Consider the following 19,638-nt stretch of genomic DNA (forward strand, 5'->3'; position numbering starts at 1 on the left):
ATTTCCTAGCTTTCTTCCTCCCTTAACCCGCAGTAGTGACATACCTTTTCTGCTGATTCGTACCAGCTTTTGAACTCTTGATAGTCTATATAGCCACACTTCCCTTCTCGCCTTCTTCTATCAAAATCAGCTTTTAGTTTATCTTCAGGTTTTGCTTTGTATCTAAAATTCACGTTGGTATAAGATTTAATATATAAATCATATAGAAGCTATGGTTCGAGTAAAGCTTTAAACTACGATTACTGTCAAGAGGTATAAGTTAAAGCCACCAAATATGCAGCTTTATAAATATATCACTTTATGATTAAATATTCATAGATTTTGTACTAAAATGATAGTAATATCTATTCCCAAATATTAACTATTCTCAAAACGATACTCGTCCTTTTACTAAGATAAAAATAATGGGCCAGACATTGCTGGCCCATTATTTTTATCTCTATTAATATGCTTAGTGTTTTGTTAATTGACTGTGTAATTCTGAATTTATAGAATTAAGAAGGAGCATTAATGAGATGTAGTATCAGTACAATGTAATTTGCGATCTTCTTTCATCTACCGTCCACATATCAGCTAATGCAGTAGCTTGTTTCAGTATCAAATCAACAGCATCCTGTGAAAAATCAGGTGGATAACCATATCTCCTAAGGAGCCTTCTCACCATATTTCGAATTTTGGCTTTTACACTTTCCCTCACTTGCCAGTCAACTGTGGTACTTTCTCGCAGTCTTGCCGTTAATTCTATAGCGACTTTCTTTAAGTTCTCATCTTGTAAAGCATTCTCACCAGTATTATGCTCTGCCAATGCAAAATAGAACCTGATTTCATCCTGCGAAAGCCCTAAATCTTGTTCCCTCTTAATAGCCTCCACAAAATCTTTATGCATTTCGATGAGCAACTCTATAACTTGAGCAGTTTCAATAGCCCTATTGTTGTACCTTCTCAAGGTATCAATCAGACGATCGCCATACTTCTTCTCTTGAACTACATTTCCTTTCGTTCGGGCTTTAATTTCATCCTTGAGCAATCTCTCTAATAATTCAACTGCAAGATTTTTATGAGGCATTTGACGTACTTCCCTTAAGAATTCTTCAGAAAGCACACCAATATTCGGCTTTTCTAGCCCCACTAATTGAAACACATCATCAACTCCTTCAGGAATAATAGCATTATCCAGAATGCGCTTTAATAGAGAGTTCTTTTCTTCGTTCAAACGCTTCTGATCTACATTCATACTCTTTATGAATGCAGTTTTTATGGCATTAAAGAAAGCTATTTCTAACTTCAACTCTTGAGCTTCTTCAAGTGTGCTGCACAAAGAATAAGCTTTATTCACAGCTGCCATCAGATCCAAAAATCTGCGCTTTCCTCTTTCACGCTCTTCCAGAATATGGTTGGCAGCAGGAATTAGCAACTTTAAAGGCTCTGTTTTGTAGGTACTGTAGTTAAAGCCGTACATCATTCCACGTACCGCATCCAGATTTTTTAAGAGAATATGGTAAGCTTCTTGAGTTTTAAGAGTTGGTGATCCTTTTCCTTTAGATTCGGTGTAAGTCCTTAAAGCTTCTTTCAATTCATTAGCAATGCCAATGTAATCGACTACTAAGCCGCCCGGCTTGTCCTTGAATACTCTATTAACACGTGCAATGGCCTGCATCAGGTTGTGACCACGCATGGGTTTATCAATATACATGGTATGACAGGCAGGGGCGTCAAAGCCTGTCAACCACATGTCACGAACGATTACCAATTTCAATTCATCATCAAGATCTTTGAATCGCTTTTCTAAATCCTTTCGAGTGCGTGATGTATAGATGTGAGGGCGAAGCAACTCCTTGTCTGCAGCAGAACCGGTCATAACGATTTTTATAAATCCTTTGGCAGGATCTTCATTATGCCATTCAGGCCGTAGTGCAGTAATTTCATTGTACAGATTTACACATATTTCACGGCTCATACATACAATTATGGCCTTACCTGGCAATAGCTTAGTCTTACCTTCGAAATGAGCAATGAGATCCTCAGCAACTTCTTTCAAGCGGGGTTCAGCACCAACCAATTTTTCCAAAGCCGCCCATTTGCTTTTAGTGCCTTCGCGCAGCACCAAGTCTTCCTCATCTTCAATTATCTCTTCTACCTCATCGCTTAGCTTGTCAATCTTTGCACGATTAATATCCAATTTTGCTAGACGACTTTCATAATATATTGGGACAGTAGCGCCATCATCTACCGCATCCTGAATATCATAAATACTCACCTCGTCTCCAAAAACAGCTCGAGTGTCTTTATCACCCTGAGAAATTGGCGTACCCGTAAAACCTATAAAGGTTGCTTCTGGAAGGGCATCGCGGAGATGCTTTGCATAGCCGTATTTATATTGCCCTGTTTTTGTATCTAACTTGGCTTTATCTCCATATTGCGAACGGTGAGCTTCATCGCTAATGACAACTACATTTGTCCGATTGCTGAGCTGTGGATGCTTATTTTCTCCATCACGTAAACCAAATTTTTGAATTGTTGTGAACACAATCCCCCCAGATTTGCGTGTAGCAAGAATTTCCCGCAAATCTTCCCGACTTTCTGCTTGGATAGGAGTTTCACGTAATAATTCTTCAGATTGAGAAAAGGTTTTAAATAACTGTCCGTCAAGATCTGAGCGATCCGTTACTACAACGATTGTAGGATTCTGCATCTCAGGCTGCTGCATAAGCTTACCAGCATAGCAAACCATAGAAATGCTTTTTCCTGATCCTTGGGTATGCCAAACAACTCCTGCCTTTTTTGATCCCCGTTGAACTCGCTTACTATAATCCGCTCTAGGTTCAGCCCATTGATATTTCTCTTCTAGGTTGGCAGCTACTATAGTAGCCTGTACAGCATTTCGTACTGCATGAAATTGATGATATGCTGCAATTTTCTTTATCAACGAATCTCCATCTTGCTCATAGAGTACAAAATGGCGTAGATAATCTAAGAAAAGTACCGGTTTAAAGAATCCTTTGATAACGGCTTCTAACTGATACTCCAGCAAAGGCCGATCATCCTCATTTTCAATAGTTCGCCAGGGGAGAAATCGTTCTTTCTTCGCTGTGAGTGAACCAATCCGGGCGGTAATACCATCGGATACTACTAGCGCCTCGTTGTAGATAAATAAATCTGGAATATCTTCTTTGTAGGTTTGCAGCTGATTGTAAGCATCCCATAAATCCGTATCTTCATTGGAAGGGTTTTTTAACTCCAAAATGGCTATAGGAAGTCCATTGATAAAAACAAGGATATCTGGTCTACGAGTAAACTTAGACCCTGAGATAGAAAATTGATTAACCACTGAAAAACTATTGCGCTCAGGGTGCTGAAAATCTATAAGATGAACTAGGTCCTTTTCCTTTACTCCGTTCCTTTCAACGTCAACATCAATACCCCGCAATAGCTGGTAGTGAAATATCTTATTTTGTTGTATAGACGAACCTGCCTCTGGGTTCTTTAACACCTTGACCACTTCTTCTAGCTTGCTGATAGGAATGTCAGGATTCAATTTTTGTAGAGACTGCAACAACTCTTTCTCTAGAACTACTTCCTTAAATGAAATCCGCATCGGGTTCTCACTCTCCGGTGCGATATCTTTCCCATTCAAGTAATGGTAGCCATTGTCCTGAAACCATGATAAGGTTACTTTTTCAAGCTCAATCTCATTTATCATGACTTCTTTCTTTTAAAATTAACTTTCTTTTCTATCAGGTCGAGAGCTAAAGAAATCATTTGCTCTATCATCTCATACTTTCCTTTTGGGAACCAAATAGGTCTAATATTTAGGCTGAGCAGTCTACTTTCTACATCAATTTTCCATTGCGGCTCTTCCGGATTTTTATTCTCTAGAATAGCAAAGTGATCTGGTATGTCAAATTGATTCTCAGATTTAACGTTGTTAAATAAATCTAAAGTCTTATCTTGTTCTAGGCTACAGCCAAGAAACAGTAGAGAATAACTAATATAAATCTGCCTCAAAGTCTTTGGTAATGGCTTTGTAAAATCTATTTCACTTGTTCCATCCTTATAGTAAGCATTGCTATATTGACTTTGGCAAAAAATGTAGCTGTCTTCGTACTCATAATCCCCATGCAGTTTCAGAATACAACGATCGTTTTTTATAAGTTTTGTAACAAACTTTTCTTGATTGACTCCTCTCATAAACCCTTGAAAGGGTTTTCCATCAGACTCAAAGACTACTTCTAAGATTTTATCATAATTAGTAGTGATCACACAGCCTGAAGTCACTTTGGTTAATAGTCGAGGGACCCCCCATTTTACAAGGTCGTTTTTCTTCTCTAAACCTAATGGAAACTTTTTTCTTATATAATGATTAAAAATAGTAGGATTATATTGGAAAAGACATTCTGCAGCTTGTAGATAATCATAAGAAGAAATAAGATCTTCAACACCATTAAGTTTACCCAGACTATCATTGATATTCCTTAATGCTTCTTCCCAAAGTGGAAAATCAAAAGACTTGGAAATACCTGCTCCAATAAATGGTGCCACTCGTTTACGTTCGATAGCATCTTTTAATTCTTCAAATACAGATTCTTGTTCTGAGGTATACAAATACTCTATTAACTCATTGAACTTTTCTTGAGCTTCTCCATTTTGAAAATTGTCTAATTCATCATAGTAGGTTCCTCTCTCCACCCAGAAAAGAATTTCACTTGGCTTGAATTCATAAGGATCTCTATCACCAATCAAACTATTTATTGAAACTAATTGGTCACTATCGAATACATCATTAAACTTTCCATTACTCACATAACCGCTTTGCAAGATATCTTCAATCTTCTTTATAGCATGTTCGTTATCTTTGACAGTTTTGTTTTCCATGAGCTCTTAATTAACTTGAAGTTTACCAGACAAGAGTTTCGGAATCAGAGCATCACGTTGTTGCCTTAAATATTCAATTTGCAGAGTGTAATTTGAATCCATATCATAAAGGGGTAGCAAATAATCTTCTATGAGTTCAAATCCATCTTGATCAGGATAAGGCACTCGCAATCTTTTCATATCTGCAACAGTCACATGCCCAAGACCAGTTGTTTGTTTATTTTTAGCAATATTTATCAGTTCTGGTTTGAGATATTTAAGAAGATTGTATATATAAGCTTTCTTAACATCTGAATCAGTATTGATCAAAAAAATATGCTGATTAAGCCATCCCTTGCCACCAAACCATTTGAAAACCTCCAATGATGTCTCAGGACTACCTGACCATGAATATAGAAGTGCTCCATTGTCAATAGCATATTTTTCTGCAATTGCTTTTGCAGTGAATTTTGTTTGTGAGGTAATTCCTGACTTCAACTCCGCAATTTTCACTATAGGAAAACCATCTCTTTCACTCGAAAAGTCAGAGGATTTAAATACTGAACCATTTACATACTCCGCTGTATCATAAAGCGCTTTCCATTCCCACCCCATTGGAATTTCTCCTTCGTCACTTTTTACCAATTCTTCTGGGAAAGAGTCTGCTGTGGCGGCCAGTTTTTGATATTGCTTTTGGAGTAGCTGTTCAATTTCTGCAGGCGATTTACCTGAAATAGCCTGTATAGCAGCTAGTTGAGTATCTATACCACTAGCCTTGGCTGCAACTTTTGCTCGTACTGGATCAAAGTCTTTAAACCATGAATTAAAAATTGTTTGGGATATGGATTCAATCAACTTAATGATTGCTCTACAATTATCTATTTTCTGATCATATAGCCTTATAGCTCTACCTATTGACTTTCTGTCCTTAAAATCTTTTGGAATATTGATAGTAATCTGGTGTGCATTTTCTCTATTAAGTCCTGGAACTGCAGAATCTGAGTTCATTTTAGTCAGCTCAAGTTGTTTTAATAGGTAATAAGAGAAAAACAATTCATCAAGATCATCCTTTATAGCATAAAAGGTTGTATCAATTGCCCAAAATGGAACTGCAGAGATGCAAACCTCTCCTACAGAGCCCTTTCTACCTATTATTATTCCTGGTCTATTTACAAGTGCCTCATTATGTATTCCGACAATTCCATTAGAACCATACACTGGAACTTCACCGTCTGTTCTGTTTGTTGATTTGAGAGCTTTTCCATAAATAAATGGGAGATACTCACCAAGTGTAGTCGTTTTAAACTCCATACCCTAGCCCTCCCAACTGTTCTTTAATAAGTTGCTCCAGTCGGTCACTTGCATCAAAATGAGTTTTTAGTTCTCCTGTCAGCCGCTTCATTTTTTCATCAAAGGGTTCTACATCTCCTTTAGTTTCTGCGCTGCCAACATAGCGACCAGGAGTAAGTATATATTCGTTTTTAACAATCTCTTCAAGTTTGACACTTTTACAGAAGCTGAGAACATCTTCATAACCTTTGCCTGTTTGCCAGGCATGAAATACATCAGCAATATCAGCAATGTCTTTCTCAGTAAAGTCGCGTAACACTCGGTCTTTCATATAACCTTTTTCACGAGCATCTATAAAGAGTACTTCTCCACTGCGATCCCGCTTGGAATCAGAGCTCTCTTTGTTCTTGGTCAGAAACCAGATACAGGCAGGTATTTGAGTATTAGTAAAGAGTTGTCCTGGTAAAGCCACCATACATTCTACTAAGTCGGCTTTGAGTACACTTTCTCTAATTTCACCTTCACCACTAGTTGTGGAGCTCATAGATCCGTTAGACAAAAGCAAGCCCATAGAGCCATGCGGTGCTAAATGGTAAATCATGTGCTGCAACCATGCGAAGTTAGCATTACCCTGTGGTGGTGCTCCAAACTTCCAACGTGGATCACCCTCCAACTTTTCGTTCCACCACTCCCTCATATTGAAGGGTGGATTTGCCATGATGTAATCAGCTCGTAAGTCAGGATGCAAGTCATTAGTAAGGGTATTGGCTGGGCCATGGCCGAAGTTAAAATCTATACCTCTAATGGCCATGTTCATGGCTGCCAGCTGCCAGGTAGTATGATTGTATTCCTGTCCATAAACAGAAATATCTCCTATTCTGCCGCCAAACTTTTCTACAAACCGCTCACTCTGAACGAAGAATCCACCAGAACCCATAGCAGGGTCGTATACTCTGCCTTTAAAAGGTTGGAGCATTTCCACAAAAAGCGTCACAATGGATTTAGGCGTATAATATTGGCCTCCTTTCTTACCTTCGGCGCTAGCAAACTCCCCCAGAAAAAACTCATAGACATGCCCTAAAATGTCTTTGGCATGCAAAGAGCCGTATGCGGGAGGGATGGTATTTATGTGGTCGATCAGCTCAGACAATTTATCGTTGTCTAGGTTGAGCCGAGTGTATGTTTTATTGAGTATACCTTTTAGTTTAGAATTATCTTTTTCGATAGCATCTAGCGCATCATCTATTAGAAAATCTGCCCCTTTCATTTTTTCATACTTCTCTCCATTAGGGTTTTTCTTCACCCAAGGCAGATATGCACCAACAGGTAGTTTTGCTAGCTCTACTAATTTATTCCAGCGAGCACGCTCAGGCACCCAAAACACATTTTTCTCTGTATAAGAATCTCTTACTTCAAGCTCGTACTGGATTTCTGCTTCGTATTCCTCAGGTGTGCCAAAATCATTTGGATTTAGGAAGATTTCATGCTCCGGGTCACGCAAATTTCTATCAAGCTCTATTCTACGCTCCTCGAACGTATCACTAACATATTTTAAAAAAATAAGCCCTAGAACAGCATGTTTGTATTCAGCGGCTGAGAGTGTCGTTCTCAGTTTATCGGCAGCTATCCAAAGCTTTTTGTCTAATTCCTGTAAATACTTTTGCTCATCTGTATTTACTGACTGATTTGTAACTAAAGTCATTATTGATATTTTAAGAAATATACTGGAAATATTACCTGCCAATGCATAAGCCAGTAATACTTGAACCTTGAAAATCCTCTTAGTTCATTACAAGATAGTAATTATAGAATACTTTAATCAAGTTTAAACTTTAACAGAAAATTTAGTTGGGCCTAAGTAACTATTGGCCTGAAGGTTTAACTTGATCAATGTTGAGCAGTTTCTAACTAATAAGTTGGCGAAGAAAATATTTCAGTTAATTTTTTAGCCAAAGCTTCTTTGGTTTCCTCAAACATCTCGGCAAATTTTAAACCTCTACCCTCATCTTTCACCAGCTGACTGTTATTGAAAATTGGAAGTTGAAAAGCCTTAACCTTAACCAGCTTTCCTCCTGCCAATTCATCCTCAATTAACACCTCACTTACCTGCTCCTGATAACTATGAACTGTGTTGGGGTAAAACAAGATAATTTCATCCGTATTAAAGCGCACAGCATAGGCAAGCATCTGGTACAGGTCTGCTTGTGATATGCCCTTCTTTGGGTCCTTCTCATCAGAATAGACAATTTTATACTTTGTGTCCGCTATTACTTTTCTCTCCCCTACCTTCAAAAGTAAATCAGGACGTAACGCAAATGCTTCCTCCCTATCCAGATAAGTGGAACTTACCTGAGCCTTAGCCTGCACTTCCTTTACTTCTCTTTCTATAAATCCAAAGATGAAATCTTCGAATACATATTCCATTGGAAGCAAGAATGCAAAAAGCTTCAGGTCTTGTTTATAATTAAAGGAGATGCAGTTAGTTAAGAACAGGGAACAATAATCTCTTACCGTTTCAAAGTCCCCAAACATGGGATTAAACTGGATGCTGGCACATTCTTCGGCAGTAGCCCTCACATCACTCACTTCATCCAGGATAAAGAGAATCTCTCGCAGGTATTTCTTGTTCTCTGAGCTGGTGGTATTCCGGAACAGCAAGTTTGCGACATACTTAATGATCCGGTTAAACTTGTTGTCCAGCTCGAAAGCATCGTAAGTACAGTTTAGTTTATGCCATCTGCCCCTGGCAATATTTTCGTTGATGTACGTGCTGGTATTTAGCCTTCCTTTGATATACCCTAACTCATTGCTGACCTCCTCATACTGCTGATATATGGCATTAGAAAGTAGTTTTTTGGTGTACTTCGCAAAAAGGTAAATCAGCACTTCAAAGAAATCGCTCTTATGATCTCCTAGTGCAGTTTGGTAGTTAGGGAATTTAATTTTCTTACAGTAACTCAGCCACCACAGCATATGCTGTTGCATACCCTGGGTGTGTGCCTCTGTGTAGGTAACCATTGGATCGTAAAATATTTTTGGCAGCAGGTTTATCCGCTGCCCCTCAAACAAGATAACGCCCACATACTTGTTAGACTTTACCTCCCTGGTCTTGTGCAGGAATTGCACAAACTGCTGCACCTCTATCTTGTCGGCTTGCTCCTCGGTGTAGTAGCTACTTTTCTCCCTGCGCTTCCAAATGCTATCCAGAAACACCTCCAGTTCATCAAAAGAATCTGGAAGGGCTTCTTTGTTCTGATACTCAAACAGGTTAATCACGTTTGCCCTTTATTTCAAGCGGCCAGGCTGTATCGTCTACTTCCATTCCGGCATGCTGTAAAATTCCTCTTACTTCCTTGTCATCGTTCATAAAGTACTCTAGCAGCAGGGGGATAACCTTTTTGTTCATCTTATTAAGAAGGCTATCGCTTTTCTCCATAAAGTAAGCATGCCCTATCTGGAAATCGTGCCCCTTTAGCTCGATGATTTTCCTGTTGATCTTTTCCAGTACTTCCTTGTCTTGTAGCTCCACGCCATTGAATTGATATTTCGGGTACATAGCCTCAAATTCAAAGCGCCTTCTGAGGGCAATGTCCAGTAAGGCAATGGATTTGTCGGCTGTGTTCATAGTGCCAATAATGTAGAGGTTAGACGGTACGATAAATTCTTCTCCCGAAGGCAGTGTGCACCGGAGAGGAATGGCACCATGCGAGCGTTTGTCTGGCTCAATAAGTGTGATCAGCTCACCGAATACCCGCGAAATGTTGGCTCGGTTTATTTCATCTATCACGATGACGTAGTTTTGTCGCTTTACTCTAGCTGGTGCTATTGTGTCCATCGGTAAATGCTTTAAGACATACCGGTATACTTTAAAGAAGTAAGTAGCGTGCTGCTTGGCCAAACCTGACACGGAGCTAAGGTATTTCACATCGCGTCTGCTGTTTACGCTGTGCTTGTAGAACTCACGTAAATCGCCAAACTTCATGCGGTTTCCGCTCGCATGATTTTTCCACCGCTCACCAGTATAGCGGAAGGCATCTTCCTCTACCTCCGTAATGGAGGCAGTCTCATTAATTTTGAAATTATCCTCGCCATCCTGGATCTCCTCTATAAAGCCTTCCAGGGCTTTGTCAAAAAGAAACTCCTTGGATACTTCCTCAGGCGCCTTCTCTGATAAGGTGAGGTTCTTCAACGCCCTATCCGCAATGCGCTTAAAAACACCGTCTACTTTCCTAAATGATAACTCTGCATCTTTATCTGTGTCAGGGCGCAGTCCCTGTATAAAGTCCTCGTAGCTATAGTTCTGGTGAAAGGTAATGAACTCAATCCTGTTGCCTAGGTTTTCATTGAAGATTCTCTTGGCCTCTTCGTAATTCTCTACTGGTCTTTCCTCAATTATCTGGGCTGCTCTTAGTAGGGTTGTGTAAGTCTTGCCTGTTCCTGGAGGGCCGTAGAAGATGGTGTTAAGGGGATAATTCATGTTCTCTTTTCTTGATTCTTTCTTGCCCCAGATGGCATTGATGTGCTCTTCCTTGTCGACTATGCTGATAGTGGACCAGTAACCGCCGTTGAAGCCGACCTCAGACGGTACAAAGTCCTTCTCCCACTCCACCTGTAAACGCTTTCCATTATTCGGGTTAGCCGTTACTCTTCCTCTGGCCTTAATCGCCATAACAGGCTTTGTCTTCTCTCTTGTGAAAACGGACTTGATAGCAATGCGGCTGCCTTCGAGCACGGCACTCACCTCCCTTAGGAACTTATCGTCATAGCCGTTTTCCCAGATGCCTTGCTCCACGAACCTCTCGGTTTGGTCCTCTGGGCTGTGCTCGTCCCAGTAGGCACCCACCAGGTAATGCGCAGTATCCTCAAAAAGGCGGCTCCTCACCTCCCAGCCCTTGGACGCCTCAATGATCCATTTGTTGTGCAGGTGGGCAAATTGCACGCGAAACTGCGACACTTTCTGCGCCTGCCTGCTCTCTTCGGCAGGCACCGTGATTGCATCTAGAAAGTCATTTAGATTTAACTTCTCTGCCTCCAGGGTTACCCATCTTAAAGGCTTTTCCTTGCTCCCGCCCTCTTCATTACTTATAAGTAAGCTTGGGTATCTTTCCCGTAAATGATCTAAATATTCAGCTGGAACATGGAAGCCTAGCTTCACAGAATCGCCTTTTCTATGAACATTAGTTACATATCGCCCCCCTATCGTTAGCTGCACGCTTCTGTGCTTTACGAAGGCTGCGGCATATACTAGCTGATCATCGGTGGATAAATTAAGTTTAGAGAGCACATGCCCGGCAGCATCAAAAAACTTCTCGACCGCCTCACGGTCGTTGATCCGCTGCACCGTAACTTTTAGCTCCTCCCACTTGTCTAGGTTGGCGCCATCCGAGGGTCCATTTTGAGGCTGCAGCAAGCCACCTATATACGGCAGGTCCTGGCCTGCTTGAGTGCTGTATATAGAGTTAATCAGCCTGCTCAGCTCTACAGGGGACTCAGTAAGATAGGCTCCTTGGTTCAGCTCCAACTTCTTATTATAGAACACCTTGCCTTGCTTCCTAATCTGGTCTAACTGTGCTCTGTTCTCTTCCCGCAGCAGCTTGTCTCTAGTGACTACTGGGTTTAATATCCTAAAATCCTTCAATGGCACCATATAAGCCAAGCCCACTCCGTTAGAGTGCTGCGATCCATCTGCCTCGGTAAATTTTCCTGCCGCCAGTGAGATGCCGGTGATGCCATAGTTGTCCGTCAGGTGCAGTATGACATCATTCGGCTCTACCTCCCTCATAGTGCTGTAAATGTCTACGCCGCTGCTACTCTTCGTAGCCGACCATAAGGCCTTGCCTAAGATAGGCTCTCCCTTCAGCCTATCGTCTCTGCCCTTGACGAGCTTTTTCTCAATCCAAACCTTCATACGCCTGTTTGTTTTTCTTACAGTCAGTTAGTAGTAGTTAATAGTTCTACTTTTTGAGCACAGCAATCAGCTTCAAAAGTATAAATATATACATATACAATATCGTAAAGAAACGTTCTACTTATATTTTCTAAATGGAAGTAGATGGTAGTATGGCATCGTTATAATTACAAAACTTCATGTCTCGCTAAATAGAAGATAAAGTTTGAGCACCCCTTTTCTACAAAAGCTATTAAGCATCCGGATCTCGTTATGAAGTCCGCTAAATTTAGTGGAAGTATTACTGTCCTACACTTTAAGCGCTAAAAGCAGAGTCGCTAATTTTAAGATGTGCAAAAACTGTATTTAAACAAAAGAGTGCTAATTAGATTCCTTTTGTAAATGCTTCATTTCGGTAAGCCTATCTGGGCTTGAAACAGGGACAGCAGTCCTAGAGGTTACCCATTCCATCCACTGAGCAGTTGTTTCTCATTTTAAAACTCGGCCCTCATAGTTTACTTCTCAGACGAAAGTTTTTCTAAGGGTGTGGAGAGTTACTATAGGAGCTTTCTTTAAATAAAGAAAGCTCCTATAGTTGTTGATTATATGTACAATGTTTTAAATAATGAGAACCTTCAAGGTGTTATTTGCACATAAAAAAAGCCCCTCTACGCAATGTAGAGGGGCTTTTTGTGATCCCGTTTGGATTCGAACTAAAATACAGCATAGAACATCAAAAGACAAAAAACACCTTTAAACAAGCTTATTAGGGGCTTTATTTTTCTACAAAACAACAAAAGATAATAAAATACATCATTGCACTTGACCTATAACTTGACCCATATTACCTTTCATAAAAAATTGAAAGGAAAGAGATGGCTACCACCAAACTTATCATCCGAGAAAATAAACCTAACAAAAAAGGGGAATGTGTTATCTATGTTCGGTACACCCATGAACAGAAATCTATACAAGTAAGCACAGGTGAAAAAATTCTACCTGGGTACTGGGATGCAGAGAACGAGAAAGCAAAAAGATCTCTTCGTGGTTACACTACCCTTAACAGTGCCATTGAAGCTAAAGAGGATGAAGTTAAAGAGATTGCCAATATAGCTAAATCTATAGGTGTTGATCCTACTATAGAGTACGTCAGAGAAAAGTTAAGTGAGTCCAAGGCACCTAGCAGTAAAAAAGAGCCTGACTTTTATGCCCTTTATAAAAGCTGGGTAGAGGAGAACAAAGGCAGAAAAGTCCCAGGGTTTTTAGCCCAGCAGCTGAGCACGCTAAACCTCATTGAGGAGTTTGAAAAGGAGAAAGGCTATAAGATTACCCTTGACAGGATTGATATGGCCTTCTATAATAAATTTACTACCTGGCTAATGGTAGAAAAAGAGCGAACCGCAAATACAGTAGGAAAACACATCAAGCACATTAAGGCTTTCTTAAATCATCTAACACACCTCGGAATTAATCAAAATCTTGCGTTCAAGAGCAAAAGCTTCAAAAGGCTTAATACAAAAACAGACATCATTTACCTCACCCGGAAAGAGCTTGACAAGCTGTTTGATTTTGATCTATCTAAAGACAAACGCCTAGATAGGATCAGAGATATTTTTATCTTTGAGTGTGCCACAGGATTAAGATACTCAGACATACAAAACCTAAAGCCTGAGAACATAAAGGAAGATTATATTGAATTCACTACAATTAAGACCAGGGACAAGCTGATCATTCCTTTAAGCAAGTATGCCAAGCATATTATAAAGAAGTATGACGGGCAGTTACCAGCAACCATCACTAACCAAAAGATGAACAAGGCTCTAAAAGACCTTGGAAAGCATTGTGGTATTGACAGCGTAGAGCAGAGGGTAACATACACCGGCAGCAAAAGAGTTGAAAAGAACATTCCTAAACACGAGCTATTAACCACGCACTGTGCTAGGCGAACTTTCATTACCCAAAGTTTGGAAAGAGGTTTAAGGCCAGAGGTTATAATGAAGATCACCGGACATAAGGATTTAGCTACTATGATGAGGTACGTAAAAATTACAGAGAATACTGTTAAAGAGGAGATGTTAAAAGCTTGGGCATAAGTACAAATTAGGTTGTATGTGGTATTATTTAGACTGTTCCGGACTTGGTATCTCAAAAAGCTTCTCAATAAGCTTCGACGCATATTGTACGTATAAACAGAAACACCAGGAGTTATCTTCTGATATTGAAACATTTTCAGGAAAACTTGAATTTTTTAAAAATAATAAACAATTATTCATATTCCCCTTCAACCACTTCACTGTAAGACTGGATAACGAACCTCATTATAAGTTCGATTTTAAACCTTCTGAATACTTAGCAGAAATCTATATATACAATCATTGGTTTGTGGAGATGAGCATGGATTGTTTAACCAATGCCGCTCATCAATACACTGATATTCTATTTAAATCATGCGCGCAACTTTGGAATAATTTTTTAAAAAAAGAAGATGACCTACCACCACTGAAAAAATTCGTTAAGTACGAAAAAATGAAATTTAGAGAATTATGTGAGCTTTATGCTCCAGGAAGATTTGACTTTTATTATAAATTTGACATAAATAAAGATGATTTTTGGGGGCCAAAGCATGAAATATCTAAAGATTATTGGACGGAGATTTTTGTCAAAGAAACCGTAGATTATATAATTAAGCTAGAGAGATACAATCAAAAAAAAATACATGAGCAATTAGCTCTAGCTAACTCGTCTATCAATTTTAGTGAAGCCCCATCTTTACCAGCTAAACCAGCAGCACGCACAGCAGTTGATTCAAAGACTAAAGAAGTTACATTCCTACAGTTATTTCGAAGCAATCAAGAGAATGTAGATCGTTTTATTACCATGCTTGTTAAATATGAGTATCTAACTCATGACTTGAAATGGAATTTTGATTTCTACAGGCCCGGATTGTTAGTGCCTATCATAGACTATCTTGAAAAAGAAAGTATCATAAGAAATTTAAGCAACAGAAGTAAACTCGGTGAAATCTTCAATAAGCAGTTCGGCCAGATAATGTCGATTAGAAATTATAGCAAGCCCAAGATGACGTTGGGCCTAGATAGTAACTTAAGAAGGGATTTGGAAAGCTTAAAATAATAGTATCTTGTTTGGTCCAAGCTGTTCCAAATTGTTCTAAATCGTTCCAAACAGAACAACGATAAGCTTTAATACATAGCGAAGGATAACATTGCAGAGTATTTAAAACTCATAACAATTATGTCCTTCAAATTACCCCAAGAAGTATTTGACCAGATAGTACTGGCAGCGCAGCAAGGCTGTGAAAACGCATTCCTAAAGTATAAAAAGGAAACCCCTTCTCCTTTACCTCCCCTTATTAAAGAGTTCTTTACAGAGCCCGAATCACGCGAATTTCTAGGTGGCATCAGTCGCTCCCTTTTCAATAAGATTAGGAAGCAAGGCATGCTAAACACCTACTACTGCGGTGAAGGACGCTGCCTCTTTAGCCGCGAAGAACTCATCTATTACATCAAAAACAACAACCCTTCTTTAACTCCTAAAATGCAGATAGCTGCTTAATCTCCTGCCTGTGTTTCACTCAAGTAAATTCACCACTTTAAGTACGAAATGAATACTAATGTTTTACAATACCAGGTGCAAGAGCTATCACGAACTGATTGCTTTTTGAGGGATACTGCGTCACCGCCAAATAATCACATGTATAGCACATATTCCCCGCCCTCCCCCGGCCTAAACCAGCTGGCTGGCATTATCAGCAAAGAGCGCAGCATACTGGAGACATACGCCGCCAGTTCAACGGCTAGCCAGAAGGTAGTTGAAACCAGAGACAGCCTTCTACAGTCACTGGCAGGAGCCTACAACCAGATATATGCTGAGATTGTAGCAACGAAGAGGTTGCTGCACACCGACAGGTGGTTACTGGTAGAGGAACAGATCAAGCTGCTGCAGGAAAGCGCACCGCTTGACGGCATTCACATTAGGCTGACGCTGGGAAACGGGAACAGATACGGATTCATAAACCTATAGCGTCATGATAGACTACACTCCCGTTTCCGCAGCCAACGCGACTAGCAGGCTAGTTCCCCACGGTCATAATGGTATACAAGATGCGTTTGCCATGGATATGCCGAGAAGCCCTAGCCACTGTAAACCAAAGGATTCCGGCGACTGGCCGGAAGGAATACAGGCGAACATCAAGCTGATTGAGGATAATGCTTCCAAAGCCATTGTGCGATCTCCGCCCATCATCAAGCTAAACGGCAAGGGAATCATCTGGAAAAGGACGATCAACATCATCCAGGGCAAGTTCGGCTCGCACAAGAGCCGATTGGCTGAGATGCTTCTAAGCCTACTGCTTTCCGGCAGGTACTGCGATACGGACTTCTGCGACTTCACCAAAGACGAGCTGATTCTGTTTCTGCTGGCGTACGTGGATACAGAGCGCAACCAATCGGAGCAGTTTCCGATGGCCATTCAGCATATCAGAAGGCTAGCCGGGCTTGATCCCTTCCAAAGCCACGACCGATTGATTCCCTACAGCCTAATAGGGTTTGAGAGGCAGCAAAGGCTGAAAGCCCTGAAAGCGTTTGTGGAGGCGGCGATGCAGAAGTCATCTCACCATCTGTTTATCCTGCTAGACGTGGTAACGGACTGCATTGGGGACTTCAACAACGCATCGGAGTCGCTGGAGCTGTTTGACTTTCTGAACCGGCTCATCAACGACCATAACATCACCTTCCTGCTCATCATCCACGAGAACCCTGGCACTGACAAAGCCAGGGGGCATACTGGTACAGAAGCTTCCAATAAAGCCTCCACCATCATGCAAATAGGTTTTGAGAAGGTCAATAACAAGGACAGTGATTTAATCGCAGTGAAGTTCCTAAAGCTTAGAAATGGTAAGAAGCCTGATCCGCTCTACCTCTACTTCGATGAGAGCAGGCACTGCCTGTCACGTGCTAGCCAAGAGATGATTAATAGCACCATGCAGGAGAAGCGGAAGAAAGCAGACACCGGTATGATAGCCGATTGCCTACGTGAGCTACTGATGGAGCCAAAAAAGCAAAAAGACTTGGTGGAGGAGCTGTCGGCAATGTTCGGTGCCCACGCCAACACCGTTAAAGACCGCCTGAAGGAGATAGCAGAGCAGCGAATGACGATCAATAGCGCTAACGGCATCCCGTGCGAACTGGCCATAGAGGAAAGTGCCGGTAAACCTACCATGTACAGCCTAGTTCCTAGCCTGGAATCATGGGCAGCGTAGTGTATTTACCCAAACACGAACAGTGGCCTATATAGGCGGGTGTTTGTGTTTGGGTACCTTCGCGGCCCTCCAACCCAATGCTACATTACCATTCCACAAAATTAACCAAAGGCTGTACTCTCAATGGCGCAGCCGACATTACCTATCATTTAACAATAAAATAAATCGATTCTTAACCATGGAAAAAGAGAACATTGCCGCTCAAGTGCAGCGGCTGCGGATGGCAGGCGCCTCCATCCGCGATATCGTTAGAACGCTTGGTGTAAGCAAATACACCGTGGAAAAAACGCTCAAAGAACTGGAGGCAATGAGGCTCCAAACGATCCACCTAGCGGTGTCTGAAGACTCGGTATCAACAGCAACAGACACTGCCATGACTGTTGCTCAGACAGCAACAGACGCTGATCAGACAAGCCCAGACAGCAGTCAAAATGAGCAACAGACAGGCAGCAACACGTTGCTATCTCGTGTTGATGCACTACTAAACGGTGCTTCTACAGAAGAAATAGAGCCTCAAAAAGCCGAAAAACAGCTGAATAGCACCTATTCCTTTGATGTGATGCAGCTTTTATCGGATTACAAGAAGCTCATGGTGTTGTTGCTCCGTGATGTGAGCCAGGGGCGAAATGTGTGGCTGAATGTGGTCAATAACAAGTACCTAAAGGAGCTGGCCAGGCTGCAGGAGGAAGCTAGGCATCTGTGCCAGCGCGATGACAGGGAGTATGAACGGCTACAGCTAATACAGGTGCTCATAGCGTGTGAGGCTTATCTGAGAAACGTGCTGCTGACACCGGAGGCGCACGGCTCCATGTTCGGCCTTCACTGGGTGATGCTACCAAAGAACGAGCGGATACTGGCACTGTGCCGGACAAAATTTAGTGCCGAAAATCTATTTACCTACACCCATGGTTGTGAGGCAGCCGCATAACCAAACCATCAAAGGAATAAAAAAATTAAGATGAAAACCTTAAAAGCAAATTACATAACACCATGACTCCAGAAGAAGTTTTTAACCGAGAAGTGGCAGGCTTGATCCGTGATTGCCCAAATTTCGAGGCCTGCATAGTTATTAAAGAACATATGAGGCGGCACGGCGAGAAAAGCTATTACCAAGCCCTGCAGCGCCTTGGTGCCAGCATTGGGATAGAGTACCACGTAGTAGAGGCTAAAAGCCCCAAGACAGGCAAGTTGGAGGCGTGGTGGCCTGCCATCCAGTATAGTAGAGGTAAATCTAAAACTGGCAAGAAAGAAGTTATAAAGTTCATATCAGCTCCATTTGATTGCCCTATCAAGTGCTATGACTACCTGGCACGGCATTATGTATATAAGCTGAATGATACGCCGAATCTGGCCACTCATGTTTTTAAGCAATTCTACTCTGAACCCATTAAAAGTTTACCATTAGCTCTGTAACACTTTTTTAGTAATAGCTTTAGTTAAACATAATTGAGATAGTAGAGCAAAAGGAGTCTTTTCTTAGGGCTTCTTTTGCTCTACTATCTTCTTGGCTGACGACTGAAAACAATTTAGACAACCACCGAGTATCTATTAAGTGTATAGTATACATTAAGCTGCTCTTTTTGTAGCTTGTCCCAGTCCTCCTGACAAATACTCAACTGCTTTCGGCACTCCTTTGCCACTTCGATATTCATATATACGGCAACGTACTAATACCATCTCCTACCGACATTAAGTCTTTTTTTTAGATCATACTTATCCATTCTATAATATTCTAGTATATCTATCTCATCCTCCTCTAACGCTTTGTCTTTTCTGTAGTGCCAATAAGAATTAAAATATCCCTCTCTCAAAGAAAATACAACTTCTTGTAAGCCATCAGTAAATTCATGTTCAACATTTTCTACATAGAATTGAGTTGTCCTCATATATGCAGAAAAGAATGGTAGATTAATATTCTCTCCAACCCTTGGCATTACAGGCAATTGATCTACTTCTAAGTAAAGGTATTTGTCTTTAGTCATACCTCTCAGCATGAATGTATAGCGCACTTTAGGAAAAGAAAAAGTTGGCACTACCTCATCCCCAAGCCCTAAATCATCATAAACTTCTAAAATTTGCCTCCTCAGCTCTGCATAGTTTAACCCTAGGGCTTTAGCTAATTCTTTGATAGAGGGTAATGGTACGCTTTTGCTGTAGTAGTCATTGTCTATTAGGATATGTTGAAGCAGCTTTGTGTATGGCTTATCTTGTTTTAACAAAGCCAATCCATTACTCTTCATTAGGATAATGTTTGAAAGTACATCTTTGGTTGATAGCTTATCTTCTTTCACACTTCGCCAGGTTGATTAGTGACTGATTTGATGATTGGAGC

The 19,638-nt window shown here is 40.9% G+C and carries 14 protein-coding genes; 7 read left to right on the plus strand and 7 right to left on the minus strand.

Features of this window, described 5'->3' with window-relative positions; genetic code table 11:
• Nucleotides 1-523: 523 nt before the first annotated feature.
• The 6 genes from D1627_RS02025 to D1627_RS02050 form a co-directional block, all read right to left on the minus strand.
• Nucleotides 524-3,700 carry a type I restriction endonuclease subunit R gene (locus D1627_RS02025; protein WP_119430538.1) on the minus strand — a complete coding sequence of 1,059 codons (3,177 nt, stop codon included), beginning with the start codon at nucleotides 3,698-3,700 and terminating at the stop codon, nucleotides 524-526.
• The gene (locus D1627_RS02030) at nucleotides 3,697-4,872 is read right to left on the minus strand and encodes an SIR2 family protein (RefSeq protein ID WP_119430539.1); all 1,176 of its coding nucleotides are present in this window, start codon (nucleotides 4,870-4,872) and stop codon (nucleotides 3,697-3,699) included. Before D1627_RS02030 ends, D1627_RS02025 begins: the two co-directional genes overlap by 4 nt.
• A 6-nt stretch (nucleotides 4,873-4,878) precedes the next feature.
• Nucleotides 4,879-6,162, minus strand: a complete 1,284-nt coding sequence (locus tag D1627_RS02035) for a restriction endonuclease subunit S (RefSeq protein WP_119430540.1) — start codon at nucleotides 6,160-6,162, stop codon at nucleotides 4,879-4,881.
• Nucleotides 6,152-7,843: a class I SAM-dependent DNA methyltransferase gene (locus D1627_RS02040; protein WP_119430541.1), complete on the minus strand. Its 1,692-nt coding sequence runs from the start codon at nucleotides 7,841-7,843 to the stop codon at nucleotides 6,152-6,154. Before D1627_RS02040 ends, D1627_RS02035 begins: the two co-directional genes overlap by 11 nt.
• Before the next feature lie 206 nt (nucleotides 7,844-8,049).
• Nucleotides 8,050-9,417: an McrC family protein gene (locus D1627_RS02045; protein WP_119430542.1), complete on the minus strand. Its 1,368-nt coding sequence runs from the start codon at nucleotides 9,415-9,417 to the stop codon at nucleotides 8,050-8,052.
• Nucleotides 9,410-12,049: an McrB family protein gene (locus tag D1627_RS02050; protein ID WP_119430543.1), complete on the minus strand. Its 2,640-nt coding sequence runs from the start codon at nucleotides 12,047-12,049 to the stop codon at nucleotides 9,410-9,412. The genes D1627_RS02045 and D1627_RS02050 overlap by 8 nt, the downstream gene beginning before the upstream one ends.
• Before the next feature lie 854 nt (nucleotides 12,050-12,903).
• On the opposite strand from D1627_RS02050, the gene D1627_RS02055 reads away from it, so the two are divergent.
• The 7 genes from D1627_RS02055 to D1627_RS02085 all read left to right on the plus strand — a co-directional run bounded on the left by D1627_RS02055 (nucleotide 12,904) and on the right by D1627_RS02085 (nucleotide 18,719).
• A complete protein-coding gene (locus D1627_RS02055) occupies nucleotides 12,904-14,121 on the plus strand; it encodes a site-specific integrase (protein WP_119430544.1) in 1,218 nt (405 codons plus the stop codon).
• 16 nt (nucleotides 14,122-14,137) lie between these two features.
• The gene (locus tag D1627_RS02060) at nucleotides 14,138-15,160 is read left to right on the plus strand and encodes a hypothetical protein (protein ID WP_119430545.1); all 1,023 of its coding nucleotides are present in this window, start codon (nucleotides 14,138-14,140) and stop codon (nucleotides 15,158-15,160) included.
• A gap of 120 nt (nucleotides 15,161-15,280) precedes the next feature.
• Entirely contained in the window at nucleotides 15,281-15,601 is a 321-nt protein-coding gene (locus D1627_RS02065) for a hypothetical protein (RefSeq protein ID WP_119430546.1), read from the plus strand.
• Nucleotides 15,602-15,739: 138 nt separating this feature from the next.
• Entirely contained in the window at nucleotides 15,740-16,069 is a 330-nt protein-coding gene (locus D1627_RS02070; protein WP_119430547.1) for a hypothetical protein, read from the plus strand.
• Nucleotides 16,070-16,073: 4 nt separating this feature from the next.
• Nucleotides 16,074-17,306: a hypothetical protein gene (locus tag D1627_RS02075; protein WP_147383177.1), complete on the plus strand. Its 1,233-nt coding sequence runs from the start codon at nucleotides 16,074-16,076 to the stop codon at nucleotides 17,304-17,306.
• 178 nt (nucleotides 17,307-17,484) lie between these two features.
• Nucleotides 17,485-18,234 carry a MarR family transcriptional regulator gene (locus tag D1627_RS02080; protein WP_119430549.1) on the plus strand — a complete coding sequence of 250 codons (750 nt, stop codon included), beginning with the start codon at nucleotides 17,485-17,487 and terminating at the stop codon, nucleotides 18,232-18,234.
• A gap of 62 nt (nucleotides 18,235-18,296) precedes the next feature.
• Nucleotides 18,297-18,719, plus strand: a complete 423-nt coding sequence (locus tag D1627_RS02085; protein ID WP_119430550.1) for a hypothetical protein — start codon at nucleotides 18,297-18,299, stop codon at nucleotides 18,717-18,719.
• 254 nt (nucleotides 18,720-18,973) lie between these two features.
• Here the strand turns inward: D1627_RS02085 and D1627_RS02090 are convergent, their stop codons facing one another.
• Entirely contained in the window at nucleotides 18,974-19,597 is a 624-nt protein-coding gene (locus tag D1627_RS02090; protein ID WP_147383179.1) for a hypothetical protein, read from the minus strand.
• Between the last annotated feature and the right edge of the window lie 41 nt (nucleotides 19,598-19,638).

The organism is Pontibacter oryzae (assembly GCF_003576375.1).
Taxonomy (GTDB): Bacteria; Bacteroidota; Bacteroidia; order Cytophagales; family Hymenobacteraceae; genus Pontibacter; species Pontibacter oryzae.

Bases quoted from the DNA above. Each gene is read 5' to 3' on its own strand.
- D1627_RS02025 (WP_119430538.1), bottom strand. From the start codon at position 3,700: ATGATAAATGAGATTGAGCTTGAAAAAGTAACCTTATCATGGTTTCAG.
- D1627_RS02030 (WP_119430539.1), bottom strand. From the start codon at position 4,872: ATGGAAAACAAAACTGTCAAAGATAACGAACATGCTATAAAGAAGATT.
- D1627_RS02035 (WP_119430540.1), bottom strand. From the start codon at position 6,162: ATGGAGTTTAAAACGACTACACTTGGTGAGTATCTCCCATTTATTTAT.
- D1627_RS02040 (WP_119430541.1), bottom strand. From the start codon at position 7,843: ATGACTTTAGTTACAAATCAGTCAGTAAATACAGATGAGCAAAAGTAT.
- D1627_RS02050 (WP_119430543.1), bottom strand. From the start codon at position 12,049: ATGAAGGTTTGGATTGAGAAAAAGCTCGTCAAGGGCAGAGACGATAGG.
- D1627_RS02055 (WP_119430544.1), top strand. From the start codon at position 12,904: ATGGCTACCACCAAACTTATCATCCGAGAAAATAAACCTAACAAAAAA.
- D1627_RS02060 (WP_119430545.1), top strand. From the start codon at position 14,138: ATGTGGTATTATTTAGACTGTTCCGGACTTGGTATCTCAAAAAGCTTC.
- D1627_RS02065 (WP_119430546.1), top strand. From the start codon at position 15,281: ATGTCCTTCAAATTACCCCAAGAAGTATTTGACCAGATAGTACTGGCA.
- D1627_RS02070 (WP_119430547.1), top strand. From the start codon at position 15,740: ATGTATAGCACATATTCCCCGCCCTCCCCCGGCCTAAACCAGCTGGCT.
- D1627_RS02075 (WP_147383177.1), top strand. From the start codon at position 16,074: ATGATAGACTACACTCCCGTTTCCGCAGCCAACGCGACTAGCAGGCTA.
- D1627_RS02080 (WP_119430549.1), top strand. From the start codon at position 17,485: ATGGAAAAAGAGAACATTGCCGCTCAAGTGCAGCGGCTGCGGATGGCA.
- D1627_RS02085 (WP_119430550.1), top strand. From the start codon at position 18,297: ATGACTCCAGAAGAAGTTTTTAACCGAGAAGTGGCAGGCTTGATCCGT.